The 26,843-nt window shown below is 62.8% G+C and carries 27 protein-coding genes and 2 pseudogenes; 15 read left to right on the top strand and 14 right to left on the bottom strand.

The window, feature by feature from the left end:
• Positions 1-23: 23 nt before the first annotated feature.
• Entirely contained in the window at positions 24-2,210 is a 2,187-nt protein-coding gene (locus MHM88_RS06960) for a chemotaxis protein CheA (protein ID WP_239361689.1), read from the bottom strand.
• 138 nt (positions 2,211-2,348) lie between these two features.
• On the opposite strand from MHM88_RS06960, the gene MHM88_RS06955 reads away from it, so the two are divergent.
• A complete protein-coding gene (locus MHM88_RS06955) occupies positions 2,349-3,014 on the top strand; it encodes a thiamine diphosphokinase (RefSeq protein ID WP_239361688.1) in 666 nt (221 codons plus the stop codon).
• On the opposite strand, the gene MHM88_RS06950 is transcribed toward MHM88_RS06955, so the two are convergent.
• Both MHM88_RS06950 and MHM88_RS06945 read right to left on the bottom strand, forming a co-directional pair.
• Positions 2,986-3,975, bottom strand: a complete 990-nt coding sequence (locus MHM88_RS06950) for a DMT family transporter (RefSeq protein ID WP_239361685.1) — start codon at positions 3,973-3,975, stop codon at positions 2,986-2,988. The two genes, MHM88_RS06955 and MHM88_RS06950, sit on opposite strands and share 29 nt — an antisense overlap.
• A 71-nt stretch (positions 3,976-4,046) precedes the next feature.
• On the bottom strand, positions 4,047-4,946 hold the full coding sequence (locus MHM88_RS06945) for an alpha/beta fold hydrolase (RefSeq protein ID WP_239361683.1): 900 nt from the start codon (positions 4,944-4,946) through the stop codon (positions 4,047-4,049).
• 99 nt (positions 4,947-5,045) lie between these two features.
• Here MHM88_RS06945 and MHM88_RS06940 point away from each other — a divergent pair, with 99 nt between their 5' ends.
• Positions 5,046-5,600, top strand: a complete 555-nt coding sequence (locus MHM88_RS06940; protein WP_239361681.1) for a TetR/AcrR family transcriptional regulator — start codon at positions 5,046-5,048, stop codon at positions 5,598-5,600.
• Between the two features lie 60 nt (positions 5,601-5,660).
• Here the strand turns inward: MHM88_RS06940 and MHM88_RS06935 are convergent, their stop codons facing one another.
• A complete protein-coding gene (locus MHM88_RS06935; RefSeq protein ID WP_239361679.1) occupies positions 5,661-7,034 on the bottom strand; it encodes an L-serine ammonia-lyase in 1,374 nt (457 codons plus the stop codon).
• A complete protein-coding gene (locus MHM88_RS06930; protein ID WP_239361676.1) occupies positions 7,035-7,742 on the bottom strand; it encodes a glutathione S-transferase family protein in 708 nt (235 codons plus the stop codon).
• 323 nt (positions 7,743-8,065) lie between these two features.
• Between MHM88_RS06930 and rpiA the strand changes: the two genes are divergently transcribed.
• Positions 8,066-8,854: a ribose-5-phosphate isomerase RpiA gene (rpiA, locus tag MHM88_RS06925; protein ID WP_239361674.1), complete on the top strand. Its 789-nt coding sequence runs from the start codon at positions 8,066-8,068 to the stop codon at positions 8,852-8,854.
• 114 nt (positions 8,855-8,968) lie between these two features.
• Here the strand turns inward: rpiA and MHM88_RS06920 are convergent, their stop codons facing one another.
• Entirely contained in the window at positions 8,969-9,406 is a 438-nt protein-coding gene (locus tag MHM88_RS06920) for a PACE efflux transporter (RefSeq protein ID WP_239361672.1), read from the bottom strand.
• A gap of 236 nt (positions 9,407-9,642) precedes the next feature.
• Between MHM88_RS06920 and MHM88_RS06915 the strand changes: the two genes are divergently transcribed.
• The 7 genes from MHM88_RS06915 to MHM88_RS06885 all read left to right on the top strand — a co-directional run bounded on the left by MHM88_RS06915 (position 9,643) and on the right by MHM88_RS06885 (position 17,403).
• Complete coding sequence (locus tag MHM88_RS06915; protein ID WP_239361664.1) at positions 9,643-10,170, top strand: hypothetical protein; 528 nt, start codon at positions 9,643-9,645, stop codon at positions 10,168-10,170.
• Between the two features lie 151 nt (positions 10,171-10,321).
• Positions 10,322-11,677: a glutathione-disulfide reductase gene (gene gor / locus MHM88_RS06910; protein WP_239361663.1), complete on the top strand. Its 1,356-nt coding sequence runs from the start codon at positions 10,322-10,324 to the stop codon at positions 11,675-11,677.
• Between the two features lie 109 nt (positions 11,678-11,786).
• The gene (hflK, locus tag MHM88_RS06905; protein WP_239320843.1) at positions 11,787-12,941 is read left to right on the top strand and encodes an FtsH protease activity modulator HflK; all 1,155 of its coding nucleotides are present in this window, start codon (positions 11,787-11,789) and stop codon (positions 12,939-12,941) included.
• On the top strand, positions 12,941-13,822 hold the full coding sequence (gene hflC, locus MHM88_RS06900) for a protease modulator HflC (protein WP_239361661.1): 882 nt from the start codon (positions 12,941-12,943) through the stop codon (positions 13,820-13,822). Before hflK ends, hflC begins: the two co-directional genes overlap by 1 nt.
• A 258-nt stretch (positions 13,823-14,080) precedes the next feature.
• The gene (locus MHM88_RS06895) at positions 14,081-14,491 is read left to right on the top strand and encodes a GFA family protein (protein ID WP_239361659.1); all 411 of its coding nucleotides are present in this window, start codon (positions 14,081-14,083) and stop codon (positions 14,489-14,491) included.
• A 436-nt stretch (positions 14,492-14,927) separates the two neighbouring features.
• Positions 14,928-16,433: a Do family serine endopeptidase gene (locus MHM88_RS06890; protein WP_370687464.1), complete on the top strand. Its 1,506-nt coding sequence runs from the start codon at positions 14,928-14,930 to the stop codon at positions 16,431-16,433.
• Positions 16,434-16,863: 430 nt separating this feature from the next.
• On the top strand, positions 16,864-17,403 hold the full coding sequence (locus tag MHM88_RS06885) for a GNAT family N-acetyltransferase (RefSeq protein ID WP_239361657.1): 540 nt from the start codon (positions 16,864-16,866) through the stop codon (positions 17,401-17,403).
• Between the two features lie 15 nt (positions 17,404-17,418).
• Here MHM88_RS06885 and MHM88_RS06880 read toward each other — a convergent pair whose 3' ends face one another.
• A complete protein-coding gene (locus MHM88_RS06880; RefSeq protein WP_239361655.1) occupies positions 17,419-18,087 on the bottom strand; it encodes a Crp/Fnr family transcriptional regulator in 669 nt (222 codons plus the stop codon).
• Between the two features lie 138 nt (positions 18,088-18,225).
• Positions 18,226-18,708 (bottom strand): peptidoglycan-binding domain-containing protein, encoded by a 483-nt coding sequence (locus tag MHM88_RS06875; RefSeq protein WP_239361654.1) that lies wholly within the window; start codon positions 18,706-18,708, stop codon positions 18,226-18,228.
• A gap of 486 nt (positions 18,709-19,194) precedes the next feature.
• Here MHM88_RS06875 and MHM88_RS06870 point away from each other — a divergent pair, with 486 nt between their 5' ends.
• On the top strand, positions 19,195-19,518 hold the full coding sequence (locus tag MHM88_RS06870) for a 2Fe-2S iron-sulfur cluster-binding protein (protein WP_239320859.1): 324 nt from the start codon (positions 19,195-19,197) through the stop codon (positions 19,516-19,518).
• A 29-nt stretch (positions 19,519-19,547) separates the two neighbouring features.
• The gene (locus tag MHM88_RS06865) at positions 19,548-20,333 is read left to right on the top strand and encodes an FG-GAP repeat domain-containing protein (protein WP_370687463.1); all 786 of its coding nucleotides are present in this window, start codon (positions 19,548-19,550) and stop codon (positions 20,331-20,333) included.
• Here the strand turns inward: MHM88_RS06865 and MHM88_RS06860 are convergent.
• Positions 20,330-20,647 (bottom strand): annotated as a pseudogene (locus MHM88_RS06860) (bestrophin family ion channel); the annotation flags it as partial. The gene MHM88_RS06865 and the pseudogene MHM88_RS06860 overlap by 4 nt on opposite strands.
• Between MHM88_RS06860 and MHM88_RS06855 the strand changes: the two are divergent.
• Positions 20,643-20,807, top strand: a pseudogene (locus tag MHM88_RS06855) (transposase); the annotation flags it as partial. The pseudogenes MHM88_RS06860 and MHM88_RS06855 sit on opposite strands and share 5 nt — an antisense overlap.
• A 131-nt stretch (positions 20,808-20,938) precedes the next feature.
• Here the strand turns inward: MHM88_RS06855 and MHM88_RS06850 are convergent.
• The 4 genes from MHM88_RS06850 to purD form a co-directional block, all read right to left on the bottom strand.
• Complete coding sequence (locus MHM88_RS06850; RefSeq protein ID WP_239361652.1) at positions 20,939-21,586, bottom strand: hypothetical protein; 648 nt, start codon at positions 21,584-21,586, stop codon at positions 20,939-20,941.
• A complete protein-coding gene (locus tag MHM88_RS06845) occupies positions 21,574-22,038 on the bottom strand; it encodes a bestrophin family protein (RefSeq protein ID WP_239361651.1) in 465 nt (154 codons plus the stop codon). Before MHM88_RS06845 ends, MHM88_RS06850 begins: the two co-directional genes overlap by 13 nt.
• A 97-nt stretch (positions 22,039-22,135) precedes the next feature.
• Positions 22,136-22,603 carry an N-acetyltransferase gene (locus MHM88_RS06840; RefSeq protein WP_239361649.1) on the bottom strand — a complete coding sequence of 156 codons (468 nt, stop codon included), beginning with the start codon at positions 22,601-22,603 and terminating at the stop codon, positions 22,136-22,138.
• A 7-nt stretch (positions 22,604-22,610) separates the two neighbouring features.
• Positions 22,611-23,873 carry a phosphoribosylamine--glycine ligase gene (purD, locus tag MHM88_RS06835; protein ID WP_239361647.1) on the bottom strand — a complete coding sequence of 421 codons (1,263 nt, stop codon included), beginning with the start codon at positions 23,871-23,873 and terminating at the stop codon, positions 22,611-22,613.
• Between the two features lie 153 nt (positions 23,874-24,026).
• Between purD and xseA the strand changes: the two genes are divergently transcribed.
• Positions 24,027-25,535, top strand: a complete 1,509-nt coding sequence (gene xseA, locus MHM88_RS06830; protein WP_239361645.1) for an exodeoxyribonuclease VII large subunit — start codon at positions 24,027-24,029, stop codon at positions 25,533-25,535.
• 107 nt (positions 25,536-25,642) lie between these two features.
• On the opposite strand, the gene MHM88_RS06825 is transcribed toward xseA, so the two are convergent.
• A complete protein-coding gene (locus MHM88_RS06825; RefSeq protein WP_239361643.1) occupies positions 25,643-26,056 on the bottom strand; it encodes a hypothetical protein in 414 nt (137 codons plus the stop codon).
• Positions 26,057-26,183: 127 nt separating this feature from the next.
• Between MHM88_RS06825 and MHM88_RS06820 the strand changes: the two genes are divergently transcribed.
• Positions 26,184-26,819 (top strand): lysoplasmalogenase, encoded by a 636-nt coding sequence (locus MHM88_RS06820; RefSeq protein WP_239361641.1) that lies wholly within the window; start codon positions 26,184-26,186, stop codon positions 26,817-26,819.
• Positions 26,820-26,843: the final 24 nt, after the last annotated feature.

The following is a 26,843-nucleotide window of genomic DNA, read 5'->3' as shown; positions in this document are numbered from 1 at the left end:
TCTTGCATCTGGATCAGGCTTGCTCAACCGGCAGCGCGATCTCCTGGACGAAAGCCGATTTGCGACGACACGGAGAACCGCCCGTTCGAGGCCTTCTTCAGCTTGCCCTCGCGCAAAAGCTGACCGAAGGAGCGCAGGCTGTCCTCGCGGTTGAAGTCGTCCTGACCATCGAGCATGCGCACCTTGTTGATCAGCTGCGGGCGCGAGAAGCTCTCGCGGCCCTCGACAAAGCTCATGTAGGAGGCTGCGGCTTCCAGCAGTTCATGTAGTTCCACAGCGCCCTTCTCTGCCGCGAAGGTGGCAAAGGCGCTGTCTTCGGTACGGGGCGGTGTGTCCTCGTCATCGGCCTGCAGCAGCGCGCTGGAGACGCGACGCGGGCGGACAGGGGCGGCTGCGGCCGTCGGTTTGCGCTCTGCGGGGCGGGTGGCGTCGGTGGCGGGCTGCTCCGGGGCGGAGGCGGCATCGATGCGTTGTTCCGCCACCAGTTTCAGCGGCGCAGGGCGCGCGCTCTCCTGAGGGCGGCCGTCCGCGCCGGTGCCACCGCGGGACGGGCGCACGACACTGGCCAGATCGGCGCGGAACGCTTGCGTGCGCGCCTCGCGGCGGGCGTCGTCCGATCCGTCACTATCGGCTTGCGCGGCTGCAACCGCTGCACGCAGCTGATTGTAGGTTTCCCGCGATGTCGTGGCGTCCTCATGGCTCAGGCGATCATCGGCCGCTGCCATCAGCCGTGACACATCACCGTCCGGCGATCGGTCACTTGCGGTGAGAATGTCGCGCGCGGGGCGTGCGGGGGAGGCCGGGGACTCCGACGCTGCCTGCGCATCACCAGACCGCGGATCATCTGCGTCGTCATCCTCGTGCGCCGCATTTGCGTCGGTCTCGTCGCCGGAGGAGGCGACCAGTTCCGCTTCGACGGCGGCGAGTTCCGCCATCAGCTCCGCTTCATCGTCATCCGAAAGGCTGCTTGCGGCGGGGGCGGCAGGTCGCGACGGTGTTTCAGCCGGGGCAGCTGCGGCGGGCGCCGGCGCGTCCGAGAGGTCCTCTGCGGTGGAATCGATCAGGTTTGCATCCACCTGCGCGCGTTTGACGCGGATCACACGTCCGCGCGCCGGGCGGCGTGGCGTGACCGGGCCGGGCGCGGGCTGCGCGGACGGGGTGTCGGCCGCAGGGGCGTCGGCCGCCTCGGACGGTGCCGCTTGCTCCGCTGCATCCGATTGTGCAGGGGGCGCGGCAGCCGGTTTAGCCGGTTCCTTATCGGCATCAGAGGCGGCCGGCTGGGTCGGGTCCTCATCGGCATCCTCATCCAGATCCGAACCGGTCAGGTTCAGACGGTCGAGGACATCGCTGACGGATTCCTCCTCCTCGGTGAAGGCGTCCAGGTCCAGGTCGGGGTCCGCTGCTACGTCCCGTGCCTGCCCCTCGGACGTCTCGTCAGAGGGTTCCACATGAGAGAGCACATGCTCCAGCTCGTTGTGCTGATCCGCCTGAAGGCTCTCTGCGTGCTCGTCTTCGGTGAAATCTTCTTCTTCTGCCGGCGCCTTGGCCACCACGGCACGAATGCGCTGCAGTTTAGCGGCGATGCTGTCATGGGCGGGGACGGTGTCCTCGTCACGACGCTGCGAGGCGCTCATCTCCGCGTCCTGATCTTCGTCGTCGTCATCGGAGGCCGTGAGCGTGGTATTCACGCCCCACAGAAATGCGTCCGAATCCGAGGTCGCATCGGGGTGATCCTCCGCTGCTGTCTCCGCAACCGTGTCGGCGGACAGATCAGCTGTATCGTCTTCCGCAGCGGTATGATCCTGTGCGGGCGCGGTCTCCTCGACCGATCCAGACGTTGCAATGAGCGGACGCGACGGGGTTTCCGGATCAGCGGCGGTTTCCTCTGGCGCACTGGGCGCGGCAGGCGCAGGCGTGTCCACCGCAGGCGACAGCGCGGATGCGGTGGTTTCGGCCGTTGCGGCACGCAGGTGGATGCCGCCTTCGCTGCTGCGGGCTTCGACCTGGCGGGCAATTTCCCGTTGGGCAATCCGGGCCAGCATATCTGCGTCCGGCTGCGGTGGTTCCGCCCCGAAATAGCGGTCGTCTGCGGCGAGGTCGCGAAAATACTCGGCAATCGCCTTCATGGTGTCGAATGAGTCCTCGAACCCTTCGAGCGTGCATGAAAACGTTCCGTAGGAAACGGTCAATACTTTGTTATTCTGTACCATCGGTCGGTTCGTCCTCAGCAAAGTCGCATCGTCCACCCTATTCATGCTCGGGTCAAATTCGGCCCGAATCCTAGCAATTGTTCGTATAATTTTGTGTTTAGATTGTGGCTTGTTTCCATTTCTGCGAGAGATACCCGCATGACAGAGGTGATTGTTCATCAGGCTGCCCCGGTGACCCTGATCGGCGGCGGGGAGGTCACGGCGGCTGACCTGGAGGCGGCCCTTGCGCTGGCGCCGGTGCTCGTCGCCGCGGATGGGGGCGCGGACACCGCACTTGCACTTGGATATAAGCCTAGCGCGGTGATCGGAGATTTCGACTCGGTCTCTGAGGCCGCCCGGGCGGCCCTCTCCGACAGTCTACTGCATCTTGTCGCGGAGCAGGAGACCACGGATTTCGACAAGGCCCTGCGCGCGGTCAGCGCGCCGCTGGTGCTGGCGGTCGGGTTCCTGGGGGCGCGCGTCGATCATCAACTGGCAGCGCTGCATGTTCTGACGCAACCGCATGCGGCACGATGCATTCTGATCGGGGCTCATGAGATCGTCCTGCATATCACGGCGCCTCTGGATATGGCGCTGACGGCGGGGGATGTGGTGTCGCTGTTCCCGCTGGCACCGGTCACGGCACGGTCTGTCGGGCTGGAATGGTCGCTGGACGGATTGCAGCTGTCGCCGATGACACGGATCGGCACGTCGAACCGTGCCACCGGACCGGTACGGATCGAGGCCGATGGGCCGGGCTTGCTTGCGATCCTGCCGCGGGGCTCTCTCGGGGCGGTTATTCCGGCGATGCCGGCAACCCGGTAGCGGCTGGCGGCGATTGCGCCTGCTGCGCGGCACTGAGACGCGCCTCTCGGCTGACCTTTCTTTCCCGCATCACCGCATAAAGCCCCGCCGCCATGGTCAGAAGGATGCCGCAGGCGGCCATGGCGTTTGGCAACTCGGCAAAGAACAGCCATCCCACCAGGACCGCCATCGGAATTTCGAGATATTGCATGGAAGCCAGCGTGCTGGTTGGCGCATAGCGCAGCGACCAGGTCATCATGAGGTGTGCGATGGTACCAAGCACGCCTGCGAGCAGCAGCAGATTGATCTCAGGCCGGGCGGGCAGGGTGATGTCCAGCTCCGCCACCTCGAACACGCGACCAAGCAGAAACAGCACAGCCATCAGACCGCAGGCAATACCGCCAGAGACCGCCTGGATGGCGATCGGATCGGTTTCCCGCGCGATGCGGCGGGTGACCATCATGAAGAGAGAGAAGATCAGCGCAACGGCCAGCGGCCAGCAGGCATTGAGGCCGACTTCGGCAAAGCTGGGCTGGATCACCAGAAGCGTGCCGCAGAAGCCGACGACGCAGGCGGCGAGCCGGCGCAGGCCCACCTCTTCTTTGAGGATGTATTTGCCCAAGAGCAACATGATAAAGGGCATCACAAAGGCGATCGCCACCGCATCCGCAAGCGGCAAGAACCGCAGCGCCATGAACATGGCGGTGATGCCCGCCATCTGTAGCACCGTGCGCAGCAGCACGATGGGCATGATGCGTGCAGGCAGGCGCAAAGAGATCCCCAGCATCAGCGCCACCGGTGCGAGGATGATCCCCTGTGCTGCAAAGCGGACAAAGACGATCTGCCCCACCGGAATGCGCGTTGACAGAATCTTTGCCACCGCATCGCCCAATGGAATGACGGCGCAAAAGCCCAGCATCAGGGCAATGCCCAGTAGCGGGCGGTCCATTGTGTCAGGCGTGGCAGGTGTTGTTTGGCTCATCCGGCGACGCTAGGGGCGGCGGCGGAGCTTGGCAAGTGGTGAATATGTTCAGGAGTTGTGGGCCACAGACGCTATAACGCCTGCCGGATCGGCGCTGCGTCGACCTGCGCGGTCTGCTGCAGCAGGAGGTCGTCCCAGGCGGCCTCGTTGCCCGCACCGAGACCTGAACCGAGAAAGCTCACATGGCCCAGGTGCTTCAACCCATAGGTGCCGGGATCAAACATGCGCAATTGGGTGCGGCTGGGCGCAAAATGCGCCGCATACCGCTGAACCGCGACGGGGGGCACGACGACATCATCCGTCGCCACGCACAGATCCAGTGGCGGATTGGGTGCGTCGAAATCGGGGTTTGGCAGAGATCGGCCAATGTCGCTGGCAAAGAAATCCCGCCGTGTGCACCAGCGGCGCCATTGCCAGTAGACCCCGGCAGGCAGATCCGCGCCAAGCCCGAGCCGCCGTCCCGGCAGATATCCCGTCGCCGCCGTTGCAAGCGGGCCAAGCAGGAACCAGAACGCCAGAACCTTGGGCAGGTAGCTCCAGGGGTGATCCCAGTGATGTGTCATCCCGGACCCCAGCGTGATGATGCGTGAGACCCGCGCGGGATAAGTGTGAAACGCAACGCCCAACCCGCCCAACGAATGCCCAAGCACCCAAAGCGGCCCGGTGGGGGCAAGCTCGGCCAATTTGCGTTGTGCTGCGTCCTGATCGGCAACCGCCCAATCCGCCATGGAGGCGGGGCTGTTGCGGATCGGGCCGCGCAGCGAGTCGCCAAAATCCCGGTAGTCATAGGTCAGGGTGCCAATGCCCCGCTCTGCGGCCCATGCCGCGAAATGGCGGTAAAACCGCTGCGGCACGCCGGTTGCCCCATGCAGAACCATGGCCGCCTGCATTTGCCCCTGCGCCGGATACCACTGGCCCACAAGAGGGTTGCTGCTGGGGCCAAAGGAAATCGTTTCGGGCGTGGGGGACATGGGAGATCACCTCTGACTGTGTGTAGTCCGACTGCGTGTAGACCAGTCGGTCTAATCACATATGTAGACCAATCGGTCCAATGAGGCTATTCCTTTTTTATGACCGCGCCAGACACCCGCATTACACTGATCAAGACCGCCTCACGGCTCTTTCGCAGGAAGGGCTATTCCGGGGTGGGGCTGACCGAGATCCTGACCGAGGCCGGTCTGCCCAAAGGGTCGCTTTATTATCACTTTCCCGGCGGCAAACCCGAATTGGCGGCGGCGGCCACGCGCTGGGCAGGGGCTTGGATCGAGGCGTTGGTGCAGCGGTCCTTTGAAGGGGCAGAGACGTTCGAAGAGGGCGCGCAGGCGGCCTGCCGGGATCTGGCGGCCACATTGGGGCAGGTCGACCACATCGAGGCCTGCCCGGTGCTGAGCGTGTTGCAGGCGGCCTCGGACACGCCTTTGCTGCAAGAAGCGGTGCAGGAGGTCTATGCCAGCTGGACGGAGGGTCTGGCGCGCGAGGCGCGGCGGCTCAATCGAACAGATCCGGATGCGGCGGCCTATGCGCTGCATATCCGCCTGCAAGGGGCGTGGGTGATGGCCTATGCGCAGCAATCCCAGCAGCCGCTGTTGCGGCTGGCGGATGAGATCGGCGCGGGCATTGGCTGAGTGAACGCCAGCAAAGGGGCTGCGCCACCCGCCGGACGGATGGCGCGCCTGTTTGCGGGTTCAGCAGTTGGGCACGTTCACTGCAAGGCCACCGAGCGAGGTTTCCTTGTATTTTTCATGCATGTCGGCCCCGGTCTGGCGCATGGTCTCAATCACCGCATCCAGCGGCACAAAATGCTGACCGTCGCCGCGCAGCGCCAGGGACGCCGCAGAAACCGCCTTGATCGCGCCAAGGCCGTTGCGCTCGATGCAGGGTACCTGCACCAGACCTTTGACCGGATCGCAGGTCATGCCGAGGTGGTGTTCCAGCGCAATTTCAGCCGCGTTTTCCACCTGTTCCGGCGTGCCGCCCATCACCGCACAGAGCCCTGCCGCCGCCATGGCGGAGGCCGATCCGACCTCGGCCTGACAGCCTGCCTCAGCGCCGGAAATCGAGGCATTGTATTTGACCAGCCCGCCGATGGCGGCGGCGGTCAGCAGGAAATCCTCGATGTGTTTTTCCGACGCGCCGGGGACATGATCGAGGTAGTAGCGCAGCACCGCAGGCAGCACACCCGCCGCGCCATTGGTGGGGGCGGTCACCACCTGACCCCCGGCGGCGTTTTCCTCGTTCACGGCCATGGCGTAGACGCTCATCCAGTCGTTGATGGTGTGCGGCGCGGTCAGGTTCATGCCACGCTCGGCCATCAGGGAATCATAGATGCCCTTGGCGCGGCGACGCACGCTCAGGCCACCGGGCAGGATGCCGTCGCGTTCCAGCCCGCGGTTGATGCAATCGTTCATCACCTGCCACAGGCGCTGGGTGCCCTTGGCGAGGCTTTCCTCGCAGCCGCGCGAGACCTCGTTGGCGCGTTTCATCTGGGCGATCGTGAGGCGGGAGGTTTTGGCCATCTCCAGCATCTCGACGGCGGATTTGAACGGGTAGGGGATCGGGGCGCCCTCATCCGTGGCCTTGCCCTGGGCCAGTTCCTCCTCCGTGAGCACAAAGCCCCCGCCGACCGAGTAATACACCTGCCGCAGCGTGACATCCCCCTGCGCGTCGGTCGCCATCAGCACCATGCCATTGGCGTGGCCGGGCAGCGCGTGATCATAATCAAAGATCATATCCGCTTTGGGATCAAACTGCAGGGTGCCAAGATCATCAAGCACGATGGTCTTGGTGGCATTGATGGCTGCAAGCGTGTCTTCGGCTTTGTCGTTATCATAGGTGTCGGGCAGAAAACCCGCGAGCCCGAGGATGGTGGCGCGGTCCGTGGCGTGACCGACGCCCGTAAAGGCAAGCGAGCCATGCAGCGAGGCGCGCAGGCCGCGAAACTCAAACGGCGAGGCGCGCATCATGTCAAGAAAGCGCGCGGCGGCCACCATCGGGCCCATGGTGTGCGAGGAGGACGGGCCGATGCCGACCTTGAACATGTCAAAAACGGAGAGGAACATTTAGGTGGCTGATCCTTCTGGAGGGATGGCGAATGTTGGGGCGGTGAAGGGCGTCGGTCCGAGCCCTTCGGCGATTTGTGCGGCCTTTGTGCTGTTGCGCGCCTCGGCCCGGCGACACATCTCAGAAAGCGCGGGGTAGGCGGAGAGCTCAAACCATGGGGTTTGCGCGGTCTCTGCGTAGAGCTTGGTCCACCGCAACAGACAGGGCAGGTACAGGTCAAGGAGCGTCGGCTGGTCTTTGCCGGTGAGGGCCGGCGTCCCTGCCAGCGCGGCGTCAACCATGCGCAAGTGATCCTGCAAGCGCTGACGGAGCATCTGACGCAGCTGCGCGTGATGCGACGGATCGGAGCCGATATATTTCTCCGGGTAGAAATACTGGCGCAAATCGACGTGCAAGGTGTTCGAGCACCAAAACAGCCATGTCAAAAAGCGCCCGCGTTCGGCAGATCCGGGTGCGGGGGCGAGACGTGCCGCCTGATCCGAGAGCCACAGCAGGATGGCCGCGGTTTCAAACAGCGCTCCATCCGGCGTTTCCAGAACCGGGATGGTGCCATTGGGGTTGAGGCGTAGATACTCCGGTGCGCGCTGGGCCTGTCGGCTGCGGTTCACCAGGATTGTCTCATAGGGCAGGCCAAGCTCTTCCAGCGCCAGTCGCACGATGAGCGAGGCATTGTCGGGCGCATAGTGAAGGCGAAGCGGTGTGGTCATGCAGAGATCTTAGGTCCGTGCGGGGTGAAGTGAGCGATTGAAACCGACGTTTCCGATAGGAAACGCGCTGGTGTAACCTATGATTTTGACGCCGCTTTGCAACCAATCAGTTGTGATCGACCACATCACTGTTCCTTTCGGGGCGGAGATGAGGTGTTTCGCTTCGGGTGCCCCGAAGCGACGAGCGCCGCGCCTGCCTGTCGGCAGGCGCGGCGCGCGCAGATCGCCCCTCGCGCGGGCCACACAAACCGCCTATAAGGGGCGGGCGGCGCTGGGTGATCCATGGCCCGCAACACCACTACAGATGCGGAGGTCCATGCCCTATGACCGGAGAGCTATCCCCCATAGACAAGGCCAAGTTTGTCGCGGCAAAACGGGCGGCCGAAATGGTCGAGGACGGGATGCGGGTCGGGCTTGGTACCGGGTCAACCGCCGCATGGCTGGTGCGCTGTCTGGGTGAGATGGTGCGCGAGGACGGGTTGAAGATCACCGGCGTGCCCACCTCTGCCCGCACGGCGGAACTGGCGCGCGACGTGGGGATCGAGGTGATTACCCTCGACGAGGCGCGTTGGCTCGATCTGACCATCGATGGTGCGGATGAGTTCGACGGTGATCTGAACCTCATCAAAGGCGGCGGCGGGGCGCTGTTGCAGGAAAAGATCGTCGCCACCGCGTCCGATCAGATGGTGGTGATTGCCGATAAGGCCAAGGAGGTCGAAATGCTCGGGGCGTTTCCGCTGCCCATCGAGGTGATCCCGTTTGGCTGGCAGACCTCGCAGGCGCTGGTCGAGGAAACGCTGATCTCGATGGATGTGATGGGGCGCAGCTCGACGCTTCGGATGAATGGGGCCAGCCCCTATGTGACCGATGAAGGCAACCATATCCTTGATCTGCACCTCAACCGCATTGGCAACCCGCGGCAATTGGCGTTGGTTCTCAATCAGATACCGGGAGTTGTTGAGAACGGGCTGTTCATCGACATCTGCGACACGGTGGTGATCGGCTATGGTGACGGTAAGGTCGAGGTGCGCGACATCAATGAAGGCACCATCGAGACCGACCGGATTGATTTTGTCGAGACGGACAATCTGTTTGCGGATTTGGGGGAGTAACCCCCACTGAAAGTGGATTCGCGACAGCCGCCCTGTTTGGGGCGGCTTTTGTATGAGATGTTCTGAGCCTATCCAACCCAGATGCCGGGAGGCATAGGTCGAGGCGTCATTGGGTCAGTGGCTTTGCGCCGCATTTTGCCATTCCGGCAATGGGAACAACCGATCATAGGCCCAGTTAAAGCCATAGGCGTAGATCATATAAAACAGCGCAAAAGACACATCCATCACAAAGGCCTGCCAGAGCGAGATCTGCAGATACCACGCGATGAAGGGCATCAGCACAATGAGCAGCCCGCCCTCGAATAGAACCGCATGCAGGACGCGGATTTTGGGGGTCTTTAGCGTGGTGCCGCGCCAGTGCTGCAACAGCGCGTCAAAGCCGTAATTGTAGATCAGGTTCCACAGGGTGGCGAGGGTGGCACTGACGACGCCAACCGCACCGATATCGTGCATCGGAAAGTGAAACACCAATGCGCCAAGCGGTATAACCAACAGCAGCGCGATGATCTCGAAACTCAGGGCGTGACGGATACGATCAAGTGGGGAGCGCATGGGCAACCTCATACTTTGCAGTCGGGTCGTCCCGAGGGATAGGCAACGGCGTGGCCTGCGTGGCTGCGCCATTGGCGGGGTCGTCCCCAACGAGCCGCAATCTGGGAGAGCGGCGGGAAATTTTCAAGCCCCGCTGTGGCGTTGCATGTCAGCTATGCGCCTTGACAGGGTGATGGGAAAACTCGCAGGTGGGTGCTTATTGAATTGATACTGTTTGCAATGTGGATTTGATGCCGATGTTTTCTGCGAAGCCTGATCGGCACGATGGATCACCCACCGCAGATGTCCCGGTGAGGGATCGGCTCCCCTATTGGGCCACGCTGCTTTTGGTGCTCACATCTCCGCCGGTTGTGACCTTCCTTCTGCCCGAGAGTATCCTGGCGCGGTTCTCCGGACCTGAATACCTGCGTGATATCTGGAAAGCCTGCAGCGTTGTGGCGGTCTTGGCGGTGAGTATTCATACCATGCGGGACGATCGTTTTTTGCGGGTGAACGCCTGGGGCATACATTACGGGAGGAAGAAAGGGACAATCAACGCGCTGCGCTGGGCGGATGTCGTGTCTGTCGCGTATATCCCAAAGAGTGTGCTCACCGGCTATGCGCGGCTACGTGTTCGGGCACAGGTGCCGCTGGGGGCGCGCTACGATCTGACGTTCAAAATTCCGTCCCTTGAACCGAAGTGTTCAATCCCTGCCGACCCTGAGGTCGCACGGGCGCAGGCGGCTCTGGATCGCTATTGGCCAGAGTGGCGCAGGGGGACATAGCAGGCGGGCGCGCGTTCACGCCTCTTTCACGGTTTCGCGACAAGAACGCCCGTATGTGCTTGAAATGCCGCCTTGCACCCCCACTTGCGAGTCTGGCAATTCACCGCGCGCTGTGGGATACCTCGCGCAAGTCATAAGAAGGGCGACGAGTATGAGCTTTGACTACGATCTATTTGTCATCGGAGGTGGCTCCGGCGGGGTGCGCGCGGCGCGTGTTGCAGCGGCCGGCGGGGCATCGGTGGCGCTCGCCGAAGAGGACCGCTATGGCGGCACCTGCGTCATCCGGGGCTGCGTGCCGAAAAAGCTGATGGTCTTTGCCTCCGAGTATTCCGGCATGGTCGAGGATGGCCGTGCCTACGGCTGGGATCTGGAAAACAAGGGGTTCAGCTGGGACCACTTCAAGGGCAAGCTCAATGCGGAGCTGGACCGGTTGGAAGGGATCTATCGCAACCTGTTGAAAAACTCCGGCGTGGAGAGCTTTGATGCGCGTGCGAAACTGGCGGATGCCCACACGGTTGCGCTCTCGGATGGCACCACAAAAACCGCAAAGCACATCCTGATTGCCACCGGTGGCCGCCCGTGGGTGCCGGAATTTCCGGGCTCGGAACTTGCGATCACCTCGAACGAGATGTTCCATCTGGACAAGCTCCCCGAGAGCATCCTGATCGTGGGCGGCGGTTATATCGCCTCCGAATTTGCGGGCATCATGAACGGGCTCGGCGTCAAAACCACGCAATATTATCGAGGCGAGCAGATCCTGCGCGGCTTTGACAATGAGGCGCGCGGTTTGGTGGCTGAGGAGATGATCCAGTCGGGGATCGATCTGCAGCTTGGCAACAACGTGGCCGAGATGCGCCGCGAGGGCGACAAGATCCGCGTGACCGCCACCAATGGCGATGTGACCCTGTTCGATCAGGTGATGTTTGCCACTGGTCGCAAACCCAATGCCGACAACCTCGGACTGGAAGAACTGGGTATCGCGCGTGGCAAGGGCGGCGAGATCAAGGTGGATCACTACAGCCAGACCGGCGTGCCCTCGGTCTATGCGATCGGCGATGTCACCGACCGGGTGAACCTGACGCCGGTGGCGATCCGTGAGGGCATGGCCTTTGTGGAAACCGTGTTCAACGGCAATCCCACGAGCCCCGATCACGACCTGATCCCGACCGCGATCTTTACGCAGCCGGAAATGGGCACAGTTGGCCTCAGCGAGGAAGACGCCGCCAAACAGGAAACGGTCGAGATCTATTCGACCTCCTTCAAGCCGATGCAGCAGAGCTTTGCCGGACGTGCGCAAAAGGTGCTGATGAAGCTTGTGGTCAGCCAGGCCAGCCGCAAGGTGCTGGGTTGTCATATTGTCGCACCCGGTGCGGGCGAGATGATCCAGCTGGCCGGGATTGCCGTAAAAATGGGGGCAACCAAAGAAGATTTTGATCGTACTGTTGCAGTTCACCCGACCATGTCGGAAGAATTGGTAACGCTGAAAACCCCGGTACGGACGGTCTGAGGCGACCGGTAAGCCTGAGTGGCGGGCGGGAGCTTGAATTTCCGCGCCGCGCGCACAGGTTAGAGGGCAATATCCGCCAGTTCGGCGGGGAGAGATGGATAGGAGACTTATGGCTGGGAACAGTGGTGGCCCCTGGGGGGGCGGCGGTTCCTCCGGCGGCGGAGGCAACCGGGGAAACAATGGTGGTGGCGGAGGCGGCGGTGGTCGCCGTCCCGAGGATAACCAGATCCCCGAGATCGACGAGCTGGTAAAGAAGGGTCAGGAACAGCTGCGCGTGCTCATGGGCGGGCGCGGTGGTTCAGGCGGCGGTCAGGGGCCACGCGGTGGCGGCTCTGGCGGCAGCCCGCTGTTTTCCAAGGCCGGCATCATGATCGGCGCGGTCGCCGCGGTTTTCCTGTGGGGCTACAACAGCTTCTACACCGTGAAGACCGAGGAAAAATCCGTCGAGCTGTTTCTCGGCGAATTCTCTTCTGTCGGCAATCCGGGCCTGAACTTCGCGCCCTGGCCCGTGGTCACCTATGAGGTGGTCCCGGTCAGTGTCGAACAGACCGAGAGCATCGGTGCAGGCGCCCGCGGTTCTGATGCCGGGCTGATGCTGACGGGGGATGAGAACATCATCGACGTCGATTTCCAGGTGGTCTGGAACATCAACGAACCCGACAAGTATCTGTTCAACCTGCGTGATCCCAAGGCGACCATCCAGGCGGTGTCGGAATCTGCGATGCGCGAGATCATCGCCCAGTCGCAACTGGCGCCGATCCTGAACCGCGACCGTGGTATCATTTCGCAGCGCCTCGAAGAACTGATCCAGGCGACGCTGGACAGCTACGACGCGGGCGTGAATATCGTCCGGATCAACTTTGACGGGGCCGACCCGCCGGAGCCGGTCAAGGACGCCTTCCGCGAGGTTCAGTCTGCCGGTCAGGAACGTGACCGTCTGGAAAAACAGGCTGACGCCTATGCCAACCGCAAGCTGGCCTCCGCCCGGGGGCAGGCGGCCCAGACGCTGGAAGAAGCCGAAGCCTATCGCGCGCAGGTGGTGAACCAGGCGCAGGGTGAGGCGTCGCGCTTCAGCGCCGTGCTTGCAGAATACGAGAAGGCGCCGGAGGTTACGCGCAAGCGTCTCTATCTGGAGACCATGGAAGACGTGCTGAGCCGCGTCGACAAGATCATCCTCGACGACAACGCCGGTGGCCAGAATGCTCAGGGTGTCGTGCCCTATCTGCCGCTCAATGAAATCCGTCGCTCGGGAGGGAATAACTGATGAACCGCTCTATCATTCTTCTGGTTGTTCTCGGCATTCTTGGCGTGAGTGCACTGTCGGCCTTCTTCATCGTGGACGAACGTGAAAAGGCGCTGGTGATGCGGTTTGGCCGTGTCGTCAACGTGCAGGAAGACCCGGGCCTGGCGTTCAAGCTGCCCTTTGTCGACGATGTGGTGAAATACGACGACCGGATCCTCAGCCTTGAGGTCGGGCCGCTCGAAGTCACCCCGCTTGATGACCGCCGTCTGGTGGTCGACGCCTTTGCCCGCTATCGCATCACCGATGTGCGTCGCTTCCGCGAGGCGGTGGGTGTTGGCAACATCGGCGCCGCCGAAAGCCGTCTCGACAACATCATGCGCGACCAGACCCGCGAGGTTCTGGGTACCGTCAGCTCCAACGACATCCTGTCGTCGGACCGGGCCGCATTGATGCTGCGGATCCGCAACGGGGCGATCGCCCAGGCGCAGGCGCTGGGTCTTGAGGTGATCGACGTGCGTCTGAAGCGCACCGACCTGCCGCAGGCCAACCTCGAGGCGACCTTTGCCCGGATGCGGGCCGAGCGCGAACGCGAAGCTGCGGACGAGATCGCCCGCGGTGAAGAAGCCGCACAGCGCGTGCGTGCGCAGGCGGACCGGACCGAGGTCGAGCTGGTCTCCGAGGCCGAGCGCGAAGCCGAGGTTATCCGCGGTGAAGCGGATGCCGAGCGCAACAACATCTTTGCCGAAGCTTACGGTGCGGACCCGGAGTTCTTTGAATTCTACCGCAGCCTGACCGCCTATGCGCGCTCGCTGCAGGGCGGGAACTCCTCGCTGGTGCTGTCGCCCGATAACGAGTTCTTCAACTACCTGAAGTCCTCCGAAGGCGCGAACGCGGCAGAGTAATTCCGGCAACGAACAGACCCGAAAAGGCCACCCTTTGAGGTGGCCTTTTTCATTGTGTCGCGGCTATTTGCGCAGGCCACTGTGGCTGCGATCAGGATCGTGGCCTATTTCCCCATGTGATCACGATCAGAGAAACTGCGTTTTGCCGCCATAGTCGGCTTTGAGCCCATTTTGACCTTGATCCAACACGTGGATACAAGCGGAAATAGAAATGCGTTCGACTGGCTGCACGAGGTTTGCTTGTCGAAAGGAGTGCGAATGGACAATAACCTGACCACCGGACAATGCCTCTGTGGCGCAGTAAAATTTTGCATATCGGGAGAGTTCGAGAGCTTTTTCCTGTGTCACTGCGCCCGCTGCCGTAAGGACAGCGGTTCAGCCCATTCGGCAAATCTGTTTTCGTCCACTGCCAAAATCACCTGGGGTTCAGGCGAAGAACACGTCAAGACGTTCCAGCTGTCCGGGTCACGCCATGTGAAGAGCTTTTGCTCCCATTGCGGTTCCGCGCTGCCAGGTCCCCAGCCGGAGATTGGATTGCTTGTGGTGCCGGCCGGATCACTTGACAGCCAGTTCGACATGCGACCGAACGCGCATATCTGTTGTTCCAGCCGCGCGAGCTGGGACAACGATCTGGCCGCCATAGACAGTGTCGACGGGCTTCCCGGCTGAACGGTCGAGCCGATGCTACATCTCAGACAAAAGCCCGACGATAAGTGCGCGAATGTCTCAAAAGTCCCACACCTCCGACGCCCAAGGTAAGCAGGGCAAAACGGTTCTCTCGTTCTTTACCCGCTGGTGCGGGACTTCTGTTGCGCGTCTCCCCCGGAATAATCAGTGCTCGGCTGCGGGGCCAGATCACCCACCGCCCACCTGTTGCGCTCTGGCCGCGGTCGCGAAGCCTTCACCACCCTTCACGTCGAATTGAGGTGACTGTGCGCCCCATTGCGACTGCGCGCGGAGTGGCTACATTGGGTGGCATGAATTTCCCACCCCAACGCGCAGCACCTTGTCCCTGCTTGATGCTGCGCCTGAGGCACGGGTGCGCCCTTTCCCCTTATGTGCGGGGGCGGGCGGAGACAGAGTTGACAGGCCAATTCGAAGGAGTATGTCCGTGCATCCAATCACCTCACCCAAGGCCCTGAGCCGCGCGCGCGTCCATGACGGGATGCAGAGCGGCTGGCGCCTGTTCTGGATCGCGGTCCTCGGGACCGCGCTTCTGGTCATGCAGTCGCTGTCGGCGGCTGCCCGCCCCGAGAGCCTCGCACCGCTGGCAGAGAAAGTCAGCCCGGCTGTCGTGAACATCACCACTTCGACCGTGGTCGAAGGGCGCACCGGCCCGCAGGGGATCGTGCCCGAAGGCTCCCCGTTTGAGGATTTCTTCCGCGAATTCCAGGACCGCAATGGTGGCGGCAATCGTCCGCGCCGCTCTTCGGCGCTGGGGTCCGGTTTTGTGATTTCCGAGGATGGCTATATCGTCACCAACAACCACGTGATCGAGGGGGCCGACGAGATCGAGATCGAGTTCTTCCCCGGTGACGGACAGCCCGCAGATTTGCTGCCAGCGACCGTTGTTGGCACCGACCCCAACACCGATATCGCGCTGCTGAAAGTGGATGCGCCGATGCCGCTGAAGTTTGTCAAATTCGGCAACAGCGACACCGCCCGCGTCGGCGACTGGGTGGTTGCGATGGGCAACCCGCTGGGGCAGGGCTTTTCGCTCTCGGCCGGGATCGTCTCGGCGCGCAACCGGGCGCTGTCGGGGTCGTATGACGACTACATCCAGACCGACGCCGCCATCAACCGCGGCAACTCCGGTGGTCCGCTGTTCAACATGGATGGCGAAGTGGTCGGCGTGAACACCGCGATCCTGTCGCCGAACGGGGGCTCCATCGGGATCGGGTTCTCCATGGCGTCCAACGTGGTGACCAAAGTGGTCAGCCAGTTGAAGGAATTTGGCGAAACCCGCCGTGGCTGGCTTGGTGTGCGCATTCAGGACGTGACCGATGACCTGGCCGAGGCCATCGGCCTTGAGAACGACAACGGCGTCCTGATCACCGATGTGCCCGACGGCCCCGCCAAGGACGCAGGTCTTCTGGCGCGGGATGTCATCACCAGCTTCGACGGTTTCGAGGTGGAAGACACCCGCGACCTGGTGCGCCGTGTGGGCGATACCGAGGTTGGCAAGACCGTGCGCGTCGTGGTGTTCCGCGACGGCAAGACCGAGACCCTGCGCGTGACGCTTGGCCGTCGCGAAGATGCGGTTGGCAACAATGCCACCACCGGCTCTGGCGAAGCTGTACCGGATGAGGGTGAAAAAGAGCTGCTCGGCCTGACGGTCGGCGTAGTCCGCGACGACATGCGCGAGGATCTGAACCTGGATGCCGGCACCACCGGTCTGGTGATCCTGTCAGTGGATGAGACCTCGGGCGCATGGGAAAAAGGTCTGCGCGCCGGTGACGTGATCACCGAGGCAGGTCAGAACAAGGTGGCCTCCATCTCGGATCTTGAAGCGCAAATCGAGGCGGCCGAGGATGCGGGGCGCAAGTCCATCTTCCTGATGGTGCGTCGCGCCGGAGAGCCACGTTTCGTGGCGCTGAACCTCGACGAGTAGCACGCCTCAGCCCCCTGGCCGGGGCAGGCACCTACTTCCTCAGCGGCCGGCCCCATCGGGTCGGCCGTTTTGTTTTGTAGGTGGGCGTCTTTGAAACCAAAAGAGCCATGTGTCGGGCGGACACATGGCTCAAGATGGGACGGACGGCCATTGGGATGGATAGGAGAATGACCGCCTTGAGGCCCTTATGGCAGAGGCTACGAGGGCGGACTGTGAAACAGGTTACATTCGCGGGATTTTTGTGGCTGCACGCTCAGTTTTTTTCTGCATCTTTTCCCAAGGCTGCGTCACATGACGCCTGGTATCCGAACCGAAGGTGCGCCAAGTCTTCCGTGGTCAGCTGCGCTTCGGAAAAGGGGGGAGGCTTGACAGATGAGCGGCGACGGACGAACGGTTCACGGTACGCGAAAGCAAAGGCGTGGGGGATAGAGTGGAGTTCTCAGCACAGATCGACGGTCGAGAAGAGCAGATTAAATCGCTCTTTGCGCAGACATTTGCGGCTTCGGAGGGCGCCGACGAGGGGCGCTTGATTGCTGCGCTGGTGGAGCGGTTGCTAAACACCACTCCGCGTGAGGATCTTTTTGTTTTTACGCAGGCCGAAGGTGAGGCTCTCATTGCGGCAGCGATCTTTTCTCGGCTGACGTATTCAGAGGATGCGCGATCGGTGTTTATTCTGTCCCCTATGGCCGTCGCGACCGAGCGACAGAAACAAGGGGTGGGGCAGGCCTTGTTGAAAGAGGCCTTGAGCGCACTTTCCAAGGAAGGCGTTGATGTCGCCATCACCTATGGTGATCCAGCCTTTTACGGCAAGGTTGGGTTTGAGCCCCTGGACGAGGACACCGCCGCCGCCCCCTTGCCGCTGAGCCAACCGGTCGGATGGATCGGTCAGCCGCTCCAAGAGCCTGCGTTGCCGCCACTCAAGGGGCGGTGCACCTGTGTCGCGGCGCTCGATGATCCGGCGATCTGGTAAGCGGGTAAGGCGCCCTCAGATCCCCTCGGGATCGGCAAGAACCGCGAGGCCGCCGCGGTCTTTCAGTTGCAACCCGCCGCGGCTGATTTCGATCAGTCCCGCCTTGCGCCAGTTTGACAGGGTCTTGGACACCGCTTCGCGGGTGGCGCCGACAAATTCCGCCAGCTCCGACTGCGACAGGCTCAGGTGGCCGTTGCCATCTGCGGGTGTGAGATAGAGGAGCTTGCGCGCCAGCCGCACCGGCATCGGCAGGAACACTTGTTCGTTGAGCTGCGTGTTCATCCAGCGCATGCGTTGCCCGGCGAGTTTCAGCATATCTCCTGCAAGCTCCGGGTGCTTTGTCAGCTGCGCGAGCACATCGCGGTGTCGCAGGCGGCGCAGGTGGCTGGGTTCGGCAGCGGTGGCAGTGGCTGTGCGCTCGCCGGGATCAAACATCGCAATCTCGCCAAAGATCGCACCGGGGCGCATCATATCGAGCGAGAGTTTGCGTCCGGACGCGGAGAGGGTCGAGATCTCCAACGCGCCAGAAATGATCGCATAGAGGGCATCGCCCTCATCGCCCCGTTCGAACAGCACGTCGCCGGTCTTGAGGTGCACATCGGTGGCCTGGCTGTCGAGCATGGCCCGCAGCCGATCCGAGGCTCCAAACAGGAAGCTGGATGCGGGCAGGGGGGCAATGGCCATGGGGCGCTCTCCGGGCGGGCTGTCAGTGCAGGGGGAGGATCTCTCCGTTTTTGTGTTCTAGGGGGCCAAGGGCTCTGGTGCAAGCTTGCACGTGGGATATGGAATGTTTGCGGTCCCAGCTGGGCCGTGGCGCCGGTCCTATGTCGACCCGGGCAGATCGACGGCGCTGAGGCCAAGGCTGCGGGCCGCCCGCAGCGACAAGGTGTCGCTGTCGATGCCAAACCCCGCCTGATAGCTGCGGATGGCGGCGCGGGTTTCGGCGTTGAGCGTGGCCGTGATCAGGCCGCTGTAGAGGTCGCGCGCGGCCAGTGCCCGTTGCAGCGATGCAATATATTCCGGGGTCATCACCTCGGGGCAGGGGGTCTCGAAATAGGTTTCCTCGCGCGGCCGGGTGATCTGCTGGCGGCTGTGACTGGAGAAGGTGGCCGGGGCAAGTACGGTGCCGTCAGGCGATGTCACTTCGGGTGAGACCAGGACCTGCTCGGTCACGGTCTCGATTCGCGCCGGAATGATCACGCTGTCCCAGCAGGTGCCAGCGGGGGCGCCCGGGGGCGCGGAGCGACCGACACCTTCGAAGGGGGCAGCGGCGACACAGGCGTTCAATGTCAGAAGGAGGAGCACTGCAATGCCACGCGCGCCGCAGGCCGGGCGATGACGGTCCGGTATGGCTGCCCTGCACGGGGGCGCTTGCAGCGTGACGCTCTGGGCAGCGGGCGGAGGCAAAGGGGCGGGCATACGCTTTGACGGGGTCCTTGAGGTGGGCAGCAACCGGGATCCACGGTTGCCCCCGGTGGCGTCGCTGATGCTAGCCTAAAACCCGGGCGCGGGAAAAGGCCGTATCCCGGCTATAGCACTGTTCTGCCGAAGGAAGATCGGAGTTTGCGGACCCGGGGCCGGAGGGTTCGGGCCCGCCGCGCGTGCCGGGAGCGGATCGTGAGGCACGGCCTCGGTCGATGCCGGTCCCGCTCTTCCGGCGCTGTGCGGGGTAAATCGGGAACACGTGTCGTGAAAAGGCAAGCGACGCGAGGGATGTCGCAAATGGGGCTGGAACGGTGCAGGCACGCTCGCTACACACGGGGGCGAGTACCGAAAAAGGGAAGACGGATCATGGCAAAAATCACCTACATCGAGCACAACGGGACCGAACATGTGGTCGACGTCGCCAACGGGCTGACCGTGATGGAAGGTGCGCGGGACAACAATATTCCGGGGATCGAGGCGGATTGCGGTGGTGCCTGTGCCTGTTCCACCTGTCACGTCTATATCGCACCGGATTGGGTGGAGAAACTGCCCGCGAAGGACGATATGGAAGAGGACATGCTGGATTTTGCCTTTGAGCCAGATCCGGCCCGCTCGCGCCTGACCTGCCAGCTCAAGGTGTCGGACGCGCTGGATGGTCTGGTTGTGCATATGCCCGAAAAGCAGATCTGATGCGCGCGGCGGGCCGGGCGCGGCGTCTTATGACACGCATCAGGCCCCCGGTCATCCGCCGCGCCGCGCAGGCGTTGTGCCTGGGGGTGGCGGGGACGGCGACCCTGCTGAACGCGCAGGAAGCCTGGCGGGCCACGGGGGCGGAGTTTGATGCGCCCACGACCCGCTATGGCCACGCGGTTCTGGGGGATGACGTCGATTACAGCCAGCTACGCATTCATGTGCAACAGGATGGCGACGCTGAGCAATCCACGGCAGGTGTGCGGCGAGATGTCTTTGAGATCGACCTGCCGGTGGATCATGTCTTTGAGGATCTTGCACCGCGCCTCTGGGACATCACCGGCGACGGGATGCCCGAGGTTGTGGTGGTCGAGACGGATGTGGCGCAGGGCGCGCAGCTGGCGGTCTACAACAGCACGGGCGACAAGATCGCCGCCACGCCGCATATCGGCCAGACAAACCGCTGGCTGGCGCCTGTCGGCGCTGCGGATCTGGATGGCGACGGCCATATCGAGGTGGCCTATATCGACCGGCCTCATCTGGCCAAGACCCTGCGCATCTGGCGGTTTCACTATGGCAAGCTGGTGGAGGTCGCCGCCGCGCCCGGCCTGACGAACCATCTGATCGGTGAGGATGTCATCACCTCCGGCCTGCGCGACTGCGGGCAGGGGGTGGAGATCGTGACGGTCGACGCCGACTGGTCCCGCATCATCGCCTCGCGCCTCAGCTCGGATGGCAGCATCAGCCGCCGTGATCTCGGCCCGTTTGATGCGCGGAGCCGGCTTGGTCCCGCGCTGGACTGCCAGCTGCCCTAGCTCAGGTAGTAGCCGACCGGTTTTAGTGGCGCCGGAGCCTCCTTGCCCAACTGTGTCAGCAGCGAGATCTCGATGGTGCGGCACATGGCATCCAGCGGCAGGCCGTTCACGGTTTCGCCAAAGGGGTTGGACAGTTCCTCGGTCACTTCGGCCAAGCCAAAGAAGACATAGGCGACGATGGCCACAAACAGCGGTGTCATCCAGCCCGCGCCCTCCAGCAGGGCAAAGGGGAACAGCAGGCAATAGAGGTAGGTCGTGCGGAACACCAGCAGCGTGTAGACAAACGGCAGGGGCGTCGCGGCGATACGTTCACAGCGCCGCAGGAAGAGGACCGAATAGCCTTTCGGTTGGGCCAACACAGTCGGTGGCATGGCACAGACCCTGTACCGCGAGATCGAGCGGGTGCGCGCCCGCTTCACGCTGACAATGGCCGTCTGCAATCTGGCGAGGCTGCCGAAACTGATTGCTGCCTGATCAGCGAAGCCGCCGCCAGGGTTGCCTCAGCACGATCCGGACCCACCTAGCACCCGTATAGAGGGAAACCGTTCCGTGCAGCAGCTTCATCAGCAGCCTGCTAGACCATCTTCAATGCCCATGTCTTCCTCTCACTCCTGTAGCGTTTCTGGGAACAAGGAACTGTCTACGCTCTGCCACCAAGCGTCCTGGTTTTGACCTTCCGCTCCTAGAAACGTACTGCACAAAAACGGTAGTTCACGCCTTATAGCGATTGCAGGGGCGGGACCAAATGCTTCCGGTACTCGTTCGGTTTCTTCGACAAGCGAGCAAAATACCGGACTATCCGCAAAAAACGCTTCTGGCATAGTTTCGAGAGTTTCGCGCATGCAGACGCCACGCCCTGAAGCTGCAGTTTCGCAGGCCAAAGCCAATTGCAGCAACATCTCGGCATCGTTGGCGTACCGTGCCTCAAAGCTTTGCATCTCGCGAGATCTACTAACCCAAGAAAACACAAATGCAGTCCTCATGGAGCCAACTTCAGGTTCGCTGGCTTCGGAAATCAAGTTCAGAGCCCGCCAGCGACCGCTTGCACAGTTGCTCACGTCAGGCGCAACCGTGCTAAAGCGCACATCCTTCATAAATTCATTGAATACGATCACATCGATATAACTCGCCAGATGTGTTTGTGTGCCATCACATAGGTAGGCCTCACCATCAAATCCAGATTGCTTTTCATCTGCATGCGCAGACGAAACCAGCATCAACACTCCAACAGAAAATGCTATCAATTCAACCATGTCGTATCCCCTTTTAGAGTGATTTTGGCGCCGTTCATATCAATGTCACCGTTTGGCCGCAGGATGATTTCTGCATCACCGGCCCGCGAGATCATAGCGCCGTCAGACGCCAGTCGCAGGGGGCGGCGCTTATGGCCGTCCGGCTGGAACATCACCACCTCGCGTCCCAGCGCCCGCATGTCGGCCACCAGTTGCCCCCAGAGGCGGCGCCCTTCCCACCAGCGATCGTAGGCGGCGTTGTTGCGAAAGCCGAGGAACAGCGACAGCGCCACGCCAAAGACCGCAAAGGGCGCGGCATTGGTGTGGGGCAGGGCCAAGAGGCTGCCGTCGAGCCAGACCAGCAGCGCGGCCATGGCCGTCAGCGCCGCGATGCGGGGCAGGATGCGTGGCAGCACCGACCCGTGTGTGGCCACCAGCAGTTCCAGAAAGCCGGGTTTGTGACGAACGATCATGGCAGGTCTCCTTGGGATGTCGCCAGCAAAGCAGATCCCGCGCCGATGCACGCGTCGCCGCGCGCCGGATCAGGTCCGGACTGCGACCCGGCGTGGCTCAGACCGTGCGGCGCATCGTCAGGGAGGTGGGACGATCAAACCCGGCATGCGCCGTGGTCGCCACCTGCCTGAACCCCAGTCGGGCAAAGGCTGCGTGGTTCTCGACCAGTTCGACCCGCGTCTGCAAGTCCACCGCACTGAGGCCCAAGGCCCGCGCGCGCCTCACGGCATGTTCGATCAGATGGCGTGCCAGCCCCTGACCGCGCTGATCCTCGGAAACGGCGAGCTTGCCGAGATACAGCACATCGGCGCGCGGTGTCAGCACCACTGAGGCGACCACCGGCGTACCGATTGCCCAGACCTCGCCTGCCTCGGCTTGTGCGGCAAGCGCGTCCAACGTGAGGTGGTGCATGGAGGAGGGCGGATCAATTCGCCCGTCCATATAGGCAAAGCTGCGCCGGATCAGGTCCAGAACCTCCTGCACGTGCGGGCTGTCCGGGGGGATCTGAACCGGCGCGACAGTCATGGCCGGATCAGAGCGCGCGCCAGCCGATGTCGCGCCGCACAAAGCCCTCGGGCCAGTCGATCTGATCCACCATCGCATAGGCGCGGTCGCGGGCCTCCGTGAGACTATCGCCGCGTGCCGTCACATTGAGCACCCGACCACCATTGGCGAGGATCTTGTCGCCCTCGGCCTTGGTGCCTGCGTGAAACACCATGTTCATGCTGTCCTCGGGCAGAGCGGCGAGGCCTTTGATCTCGCTGCCCTTCTGGTAGTCGCCGGGATAGCCATTGGCGGCCATCACCACGGTGATCGCATGGTCCTCCGCCCAGTTGACGCGAGCGTCCGCAAGACGGCCCTCGGCTGCGGCCTGCATCAGATCCAGCGCCTGCGCGCCAAGGCGCATCATCAGCACCTGACATTCGGGATCACCAAAGCGGACGTTATATTCCACCAGACGCGGCTGACCGTCTTTGATCATCAGACCCGCGTAAAGCACGCCCTGATAGGGCATGCCGCGCTCGGCCATCACCCGCATGGTGGGTTTGACGATCTCTTCCATGGCTTTGGCCTCAACCTCGGCATTCAGGATTGGGGCGGGTGAATAGGCCCCCATGCCGCCGGTATTGAGGCCGGTGTCGCCTTCGCCGACGCGCTTGTGGTCCTGTGCGGTGCCGATGGACAGGATCTCCTCGCCATCACAGAGCACAAAGAGCGACGCCTCTTCGCCCTCCATGAATTCCTCGATGACAACCTCTGCGCCCGCCCCACCAAAGGCACCGCCGAACATATCGTCGATGGCATCCAGCGCGGTCTGCTCGTCCATCGCCACGATCACGCCTTTGCCTGCGGCCAGACCATCGGCCTTGACCACAATCGGCGCGCCATTTGCGCGGACATGCGCCTTGGCGGCCTCGGCATCGGTGAAATGGCCATACCCCGCCGTAGGAGCATTCGCTGCGTCGCAAATCTCTTTGGTAAAGCTCTTGGAAGCCTCCAGCCGGGCGGCGGCCTCAGAGGGGCCAAAGACCAGAATACCCGCATCGCGCAGGCGGTCCGCGACACCAGCGGCCAGCGGGGCCTCAGGTCCCACGATCACAAAATCAATGGCGTTTTCCTCGGCAAAGGTCACAACCTCGCCGCCGTCCTCGGCGTTGAGGCTGGCGCAGTCCGCGATCTTGGCGATGCCCGCATTGCCCGGCGCCACGATAAGCCGGTCGCATTTCGGGTTCTGCATCACCGCCCAGGCAAGTGCATGTTCCCGCCCGCCGCTGCCGAGGATGAGGATATTCATGAGCCATTCTCCGATCTGCTTGGCCTTGGTTGATGCGCGTTCTATGCTGTGTGCGACGTATAAACAAGAACGCCCTTGCCGGGGTTTGCCTCCGGTGGCAGGTGTCAGAGCAGCCAGATCCAATCACAGATCAAACCGGAGCCTGAAATTCCCATGTCCGACCTCCTTGATGATCCCTCTCCGGGCCAGAACGCACCAGAGTTTTCTGTCTCCGAGATCTCCGGCGAGATTAAGAAAACACTCGAAGGCAGCTTTGGCCGCGTCCGGGTGCGCGGCGAGGTCGGGCGGGTGTTCAAGGCACGCTCCGGGCATCTTTACTACGACATCAAGGATGACCGCTCGGTGCTGGCCTGCACCACGTGGAAAGGTCAGATTTCGGGCCTCTCCGTGGTGCCCGAAGAAGGGCTGGAGGTAGTTGTCACCGGGCGCCTCACCGCCTTTGGCGGGCAATCCAAATACAATATGAACGTCGACGAGGTCGCGGTTGCGGGGCAGGGCGCGTTGATGGCGCTCTTGGAAAAACGCAAGGCGCAGTTGGCGTCTGAGGGGCTGTTTGCACCGGAGCGCAAGAAACCGCTGCCGTATCTGCCGCAGATCATCGGGGTGGTGACCTCGCCTTCGGGAGCGGTGATCCGCGACATTCTGCATCGGCTGCGGGACCGGTTTCCGCGCAAGGTGCTGGTCTGGCCCGTGGCGGTTCAGGGCAGCAATTGCGCGCCCGAGGTGGCCCGCGCCATCGAAGGCTTCAATAGCCTCAGCCCCGGCGGTGCCTTACCCCGGCCTGACCTGATTATCGTGGCCCGTGGGGGCGGCTCGATCGAGGATCTGTGGGGCTTTAACGAGGAAATCGTCGCCCGTGCGGTTGCCGCCAGTCAGATCCCGCTGATCTCTGCCGTCGGGCACGAGACGGACACGACGCTGATTGACTATGTCTCTGATCTGCGCGCGCCCACGCCAACGGCGGCGGCGGAACATGCGGTTCCGGTGCGGCTTGAACTCTTGGGATGGGTCGAAAACCAGGGCGCGCGAATGGCCAATGCCACTAGCCGCGCGGTGCAGCTGCGCCGCCAGCGGCTGGGCGATGTGGCTCGCGCATTGCCGCGCCCGGATACGCTGCTGGAAACCCCGCGCCAGCGGCTTGATCGGGTGTCAGACCGTCTGCCCAATGCGCTGATTTCGGGCGTGCAGCGGCGCAAACTTACGCTCAGCGAGCGCGCAGCCTCTCTGCGGCCCGCCACCCTGCGCAGCCTTGTTGAGGCACGCAAGGACCGTCTGAAGAACCTGTCGTCACGCCTCACGCTTCGCCCGATCCAGCAGGACACGGCGCGCAAACGCGACGCGCTCGACCGGATCAGCAAGCGCCTCAATGCCGCGCAAACCAGCCGGATTGAGCGCCACGCGGATCGCCTGTCGGCAACTGCGCGCCAGCTTGAAATCCTCAGCTACAAGGCCACCCTCAGCCGTGGCTATGCGGTGGTGCGTGACGGGGATGCGCTGATCACCAATACGGCCGACGCGCGCACGGCTGCAGCGCTCTCCATCGAATTTGCGGATGGCATCGTGGAGATCGGCGCCAGCGCAGCAACACCAAAGAAAACCGCACCCAAACCAGCCGCGCCCAAGCCGCCCAAAACACCGGGAGAGCAGGGCTCGCTCTTCTGACGCCCCATCTCTTCTAACTCAAAATATCCCGGAGCGCGAGGCAGAGCCTCGCATCCCTCAGGGCCTCAGACCCCGACCTCCGGGCCTCAGACCCCGACCTCCGGGCCTCAGACCCCGACCTCAGGGCCGAGGCAGACCATCTCGTCACGGGGGCGTTTTTGTTCGGTCAGCGTCAGCGCCGGACCAGTGTCGCGTTCAATAGTGACGCTCAGGCCGGTGTCGTCGATCTGATAGCTCCAGCACTGCGCATCGGGGCGATCCTCATAGATAAAGCAGATATCGCCCGCCTGCATATACCATTCGCCCTCGATGCAGCGCCCATCGAGAAAGGACCAGATCACGCGCTGCCCCGGCAGGTAGCGTTCCGCCCCATAGGGTTGGCCTTGCCAGTCAAAATGAATGGTGCGGCCTTGTGTGTAGCTGTCAAAACGCTCGGTATCGGCCGCGCTCAGCGGAGCGCCAGAGCTGAGGGACATGCCCAATGCGAGGGCAACTGCGATCCGTGAGGGTGAAACAAACATGTCCTCACCATGGCGCAGTTTCAGCGCCCGGCCAAGAGGGCACTGCGTGGCAAGGTGGCGCAAGGTCAGTTTTGACCTTCCACAACGCCCGGCGCAACCTGCCGTCAGATCGCAGGGGAGGCAGTATATGACCGCAGACATGTTTGGGCTTTTCGGAGCAGGGGTCTCTGCTCTGGGATATCTCCGCCTGGTACATGCCCGAGAAAGCTGGGGGCGATCTGCCTTAAAAACCGGTGCGGTTCTCATCCTGGCGCTGATGGCTGCCCTCAAGATGCCGCCCCTCGCCGTGGCGCTGGGGTTTTGTGCCTTGGGCGATCTGGCCCTGTCGCGCCCGGGCGAGCGCGCGTTTCTGGCAGGCGTTACCAGTTTCGCCGCTGGGCATCTGGCCTATGTCTGGCTGTTTCTGTCGCTGCCGGGGTCAGATCCTGAGCGGCTGGCAACTGCGCCCATGCTCTGGGCCGTATTGTTGCTGTTTCTGATCGCCATCGGGATGGCGCGGATGCTGGCGCGTCATGCGGGCGAGATGCGTGTGGCGGTGCTTTTGTATGTGCCAGTGATCGTTGCGATGGCGCTGGCGGGGTTCACCTTGCCCCAGCCGCTGATCTGGGGCGCGGCGGTGATGTTCATGCTGTCCGATATGGTTCTGGCGGTGGAGACCTTTGTCTTGCCGCCCGCGCACCGCGCACGCCGCCTGACCGCACCAACGGTCTGGGTGCTCTACTGGGGCGCGCAGGCCCTGTTTTTCGCGGTGCTTCTCTTGTGAAACATCTCATTGCGCTTTGCATCC

It is taken from the genome of Epibacterium sp. MM17-32, assembly GCF_022348205.1.
Classification (GTDB): Bacteria; Pseudomonadota; Alphaproteobacteria; order Rhodobacterales; family Rhodobacteraceae; genus Epibacterium.
This window is presented reverse-complemented; position numbering and strand designations above follow the sequence as displayed.

What these genes read in the sequence shown, in the direction of transcription:
- hflC (WP_239361661.1), top strand. Translation starts at nt 12,941, where the DNA reads ATGAACCGCTCTATCATTCTTCTGGTTGTTCTCGGCATTCTTGGCGTG.
- MHM88_RS06930 (WP_239361676.1), bottom strand. Translation starts at nt 7,742, where the DNA reads ATGACCACACCGCTTCGCCTTCACTATGCGCCCGACAATGCCTCGCTC.
- MHM88_RS06945 (WP_239361683.1), bottom strand. Translation starts at nt 4,946, where the DNA reads ATGTCCCCCACGCCCGAAACGATTTCCTTTGGCCCCAGCAGCAACCCT.
- MHM88_RS06895 (WP_239361659.1), top strand. Translation starts at nt 14,081, where the DNA reads ATGGACAATAACCTGACCACCGGACAATGCCTCTGTGGCGCAGTAAAA.
- xseA (WP_239361645.1), top strand. Translation starts at nt 24,027, where the DNA reads ATGTCCGACCTCCTTGATGATCCCTCTCCGGGCCAGAACGCACCAGAG.
- MHM88_RS06870 (WP_239320859.1), top strand. Translation starts at nt 19,195, where the DNA reads ATGGCAAAAATCACCTACATCGAGCACAACGGGACCGAACATGTGGTC.
- MHM88_RS06920 (WP_239361672.1), bottom strand. Translation starts at nt 9,406, where the DNA reads ATGCGCTCCCCACTTGATCGTATCCGTCACGCCCTGAGTTTCGAGATC.
- MHM88_RS06845 (WP_239361651.1), bottom strand. Translation starts at nt 22,038, where the DNA reads ATGATCGTTCGTCACAAACCCGGCTTTCTGGAACTGCTGGTGGCCACA.
- MHM88_RS06880 (WP_239361655.1), bottom strand. Translation starts at nt 18,087, where the DNA reads ATGGCCATTGCCCCCCTGCCCGCATCCAGCTTCCTGTTTGGAGCCTCG.
- MHM88_RS06840 (WP_239361649.1), bottom strand. Translation starts at nt 22,603, where the DNA reads ATGACTGTCGCGCCGGTTCAGATCCCCCCGGACAGCCCGCACGTGCAG.
- MHM88_RS06935 (WP_239361679.1), bottom strand. Translation starts at nt 7,034, where the DNA reads ATGTTCCTCTCCGTTTTTGACATGTTCAAGGTCGGCATCGGCCCGTCC.
- rpiA (WP_239361674.1), top strand. Translation starts at nt 8,066, where the DNA reads ATGACCGGAGAGCTATCCCCCATAGACAAGGCCAAGTTTGTCGCGGCA.
- hflK (WP_239320843.1), top strand. Translation starts at nt 11,787, where the DNA reads ATGGCTGGGAACAGTGGTGGCCCCTGGGGGGGCGGCGGTTCCTCCGGC.
- MHM88_RS06825 (WP_239361643.1), bottom strand. Translation starts at nt 26,056, where the DNA reads ATGTTTGTTTCACCCTCACGGATCGCAGTTGCCCTCGCATTGGGCATG.
- MHM88_RS06940 (WP_239361681.1), top strand. Translation starts at nt 5,046, where the DNA reads ATGACCGCGCCAGACACCCGCATTACACTGATCAAGACCGCCTCACGG.
- purD (WP_239361647.1), bottom strand. Translation starts at nt 23,873, where the DNA reads ATGAATATCCTCATCCTCGGCAGCGGCGGGCGGGAACATGCACTTGCC.
- MHM88_RS06820 (WP_239361641.1), top strand. Translation starts at nt 26,184, where the DNA reads ATGACCGCAGACATGTTTGGGCTTTTCGGAGCAGGGGTCTCTGCTCTG.
- MHM88_RS06955 (WP_239361688.1), top strand. Translation starts at nt 2,349, where the DNA reads ATGACAGAGGTGATTGTTCATCAGGCTGCCCCGGTGACCCTGATCGGC.
- MHM88_RS06915 (WP_239361664.1), top strand. Translation starts at nt 9,643, where the DNA reads ATGTTTTCTGCGAAGCCTGATCGGCACGATGGATCACCCACCGCAGAT.
- MHM88_RS06890 (WP_370687464.1), top strand. Translation starts at nt 14,928, where the DNA reads ATGTCCGTGCATCCAATCACCTCACCCAAGGCCCTGAGCCGCGCGCGC.
- MHM88_RS06850 (WP_239361652.1), bottom strand. Translation starts at nt 21,586, where the DNA reads ATGGTTGAATTGATAGCATTTTCTGTTGGAGTGTTGATGCTGGTTTCG.
- gor (WP_239361663.1), top strand. Translation starts at nt 10,322, where the DNA reads ATGAGCTTTGACTACGATCTATTTGTCATCGGAGGTGGCTCCGGCGGG.
- MHM88_RS06950 (WP_239361685.1), bottom strand. Translation starts at nt 3,975, where the DNA reads ATGAGCCAAACAACACCTGCCACGCCTGACACAATGGACCGCCCGCTA.
- MHM88_RS06960 (WP_239361689.1), bottom strand. Translation starts at nt 2,210, where the DNA reads ATGGTACAGAATAACAAAGTATTGACCGTTTCCTACGGAACGTTTTCA.
- MHM88_RS06865 (WP_370687463.1), top strand. Translation starts at nt 19,548, where the DNA reads ATGACACGCATCAGGCCCCCGGTCATCCGCCGCGCCGCGCAGGCGTTG.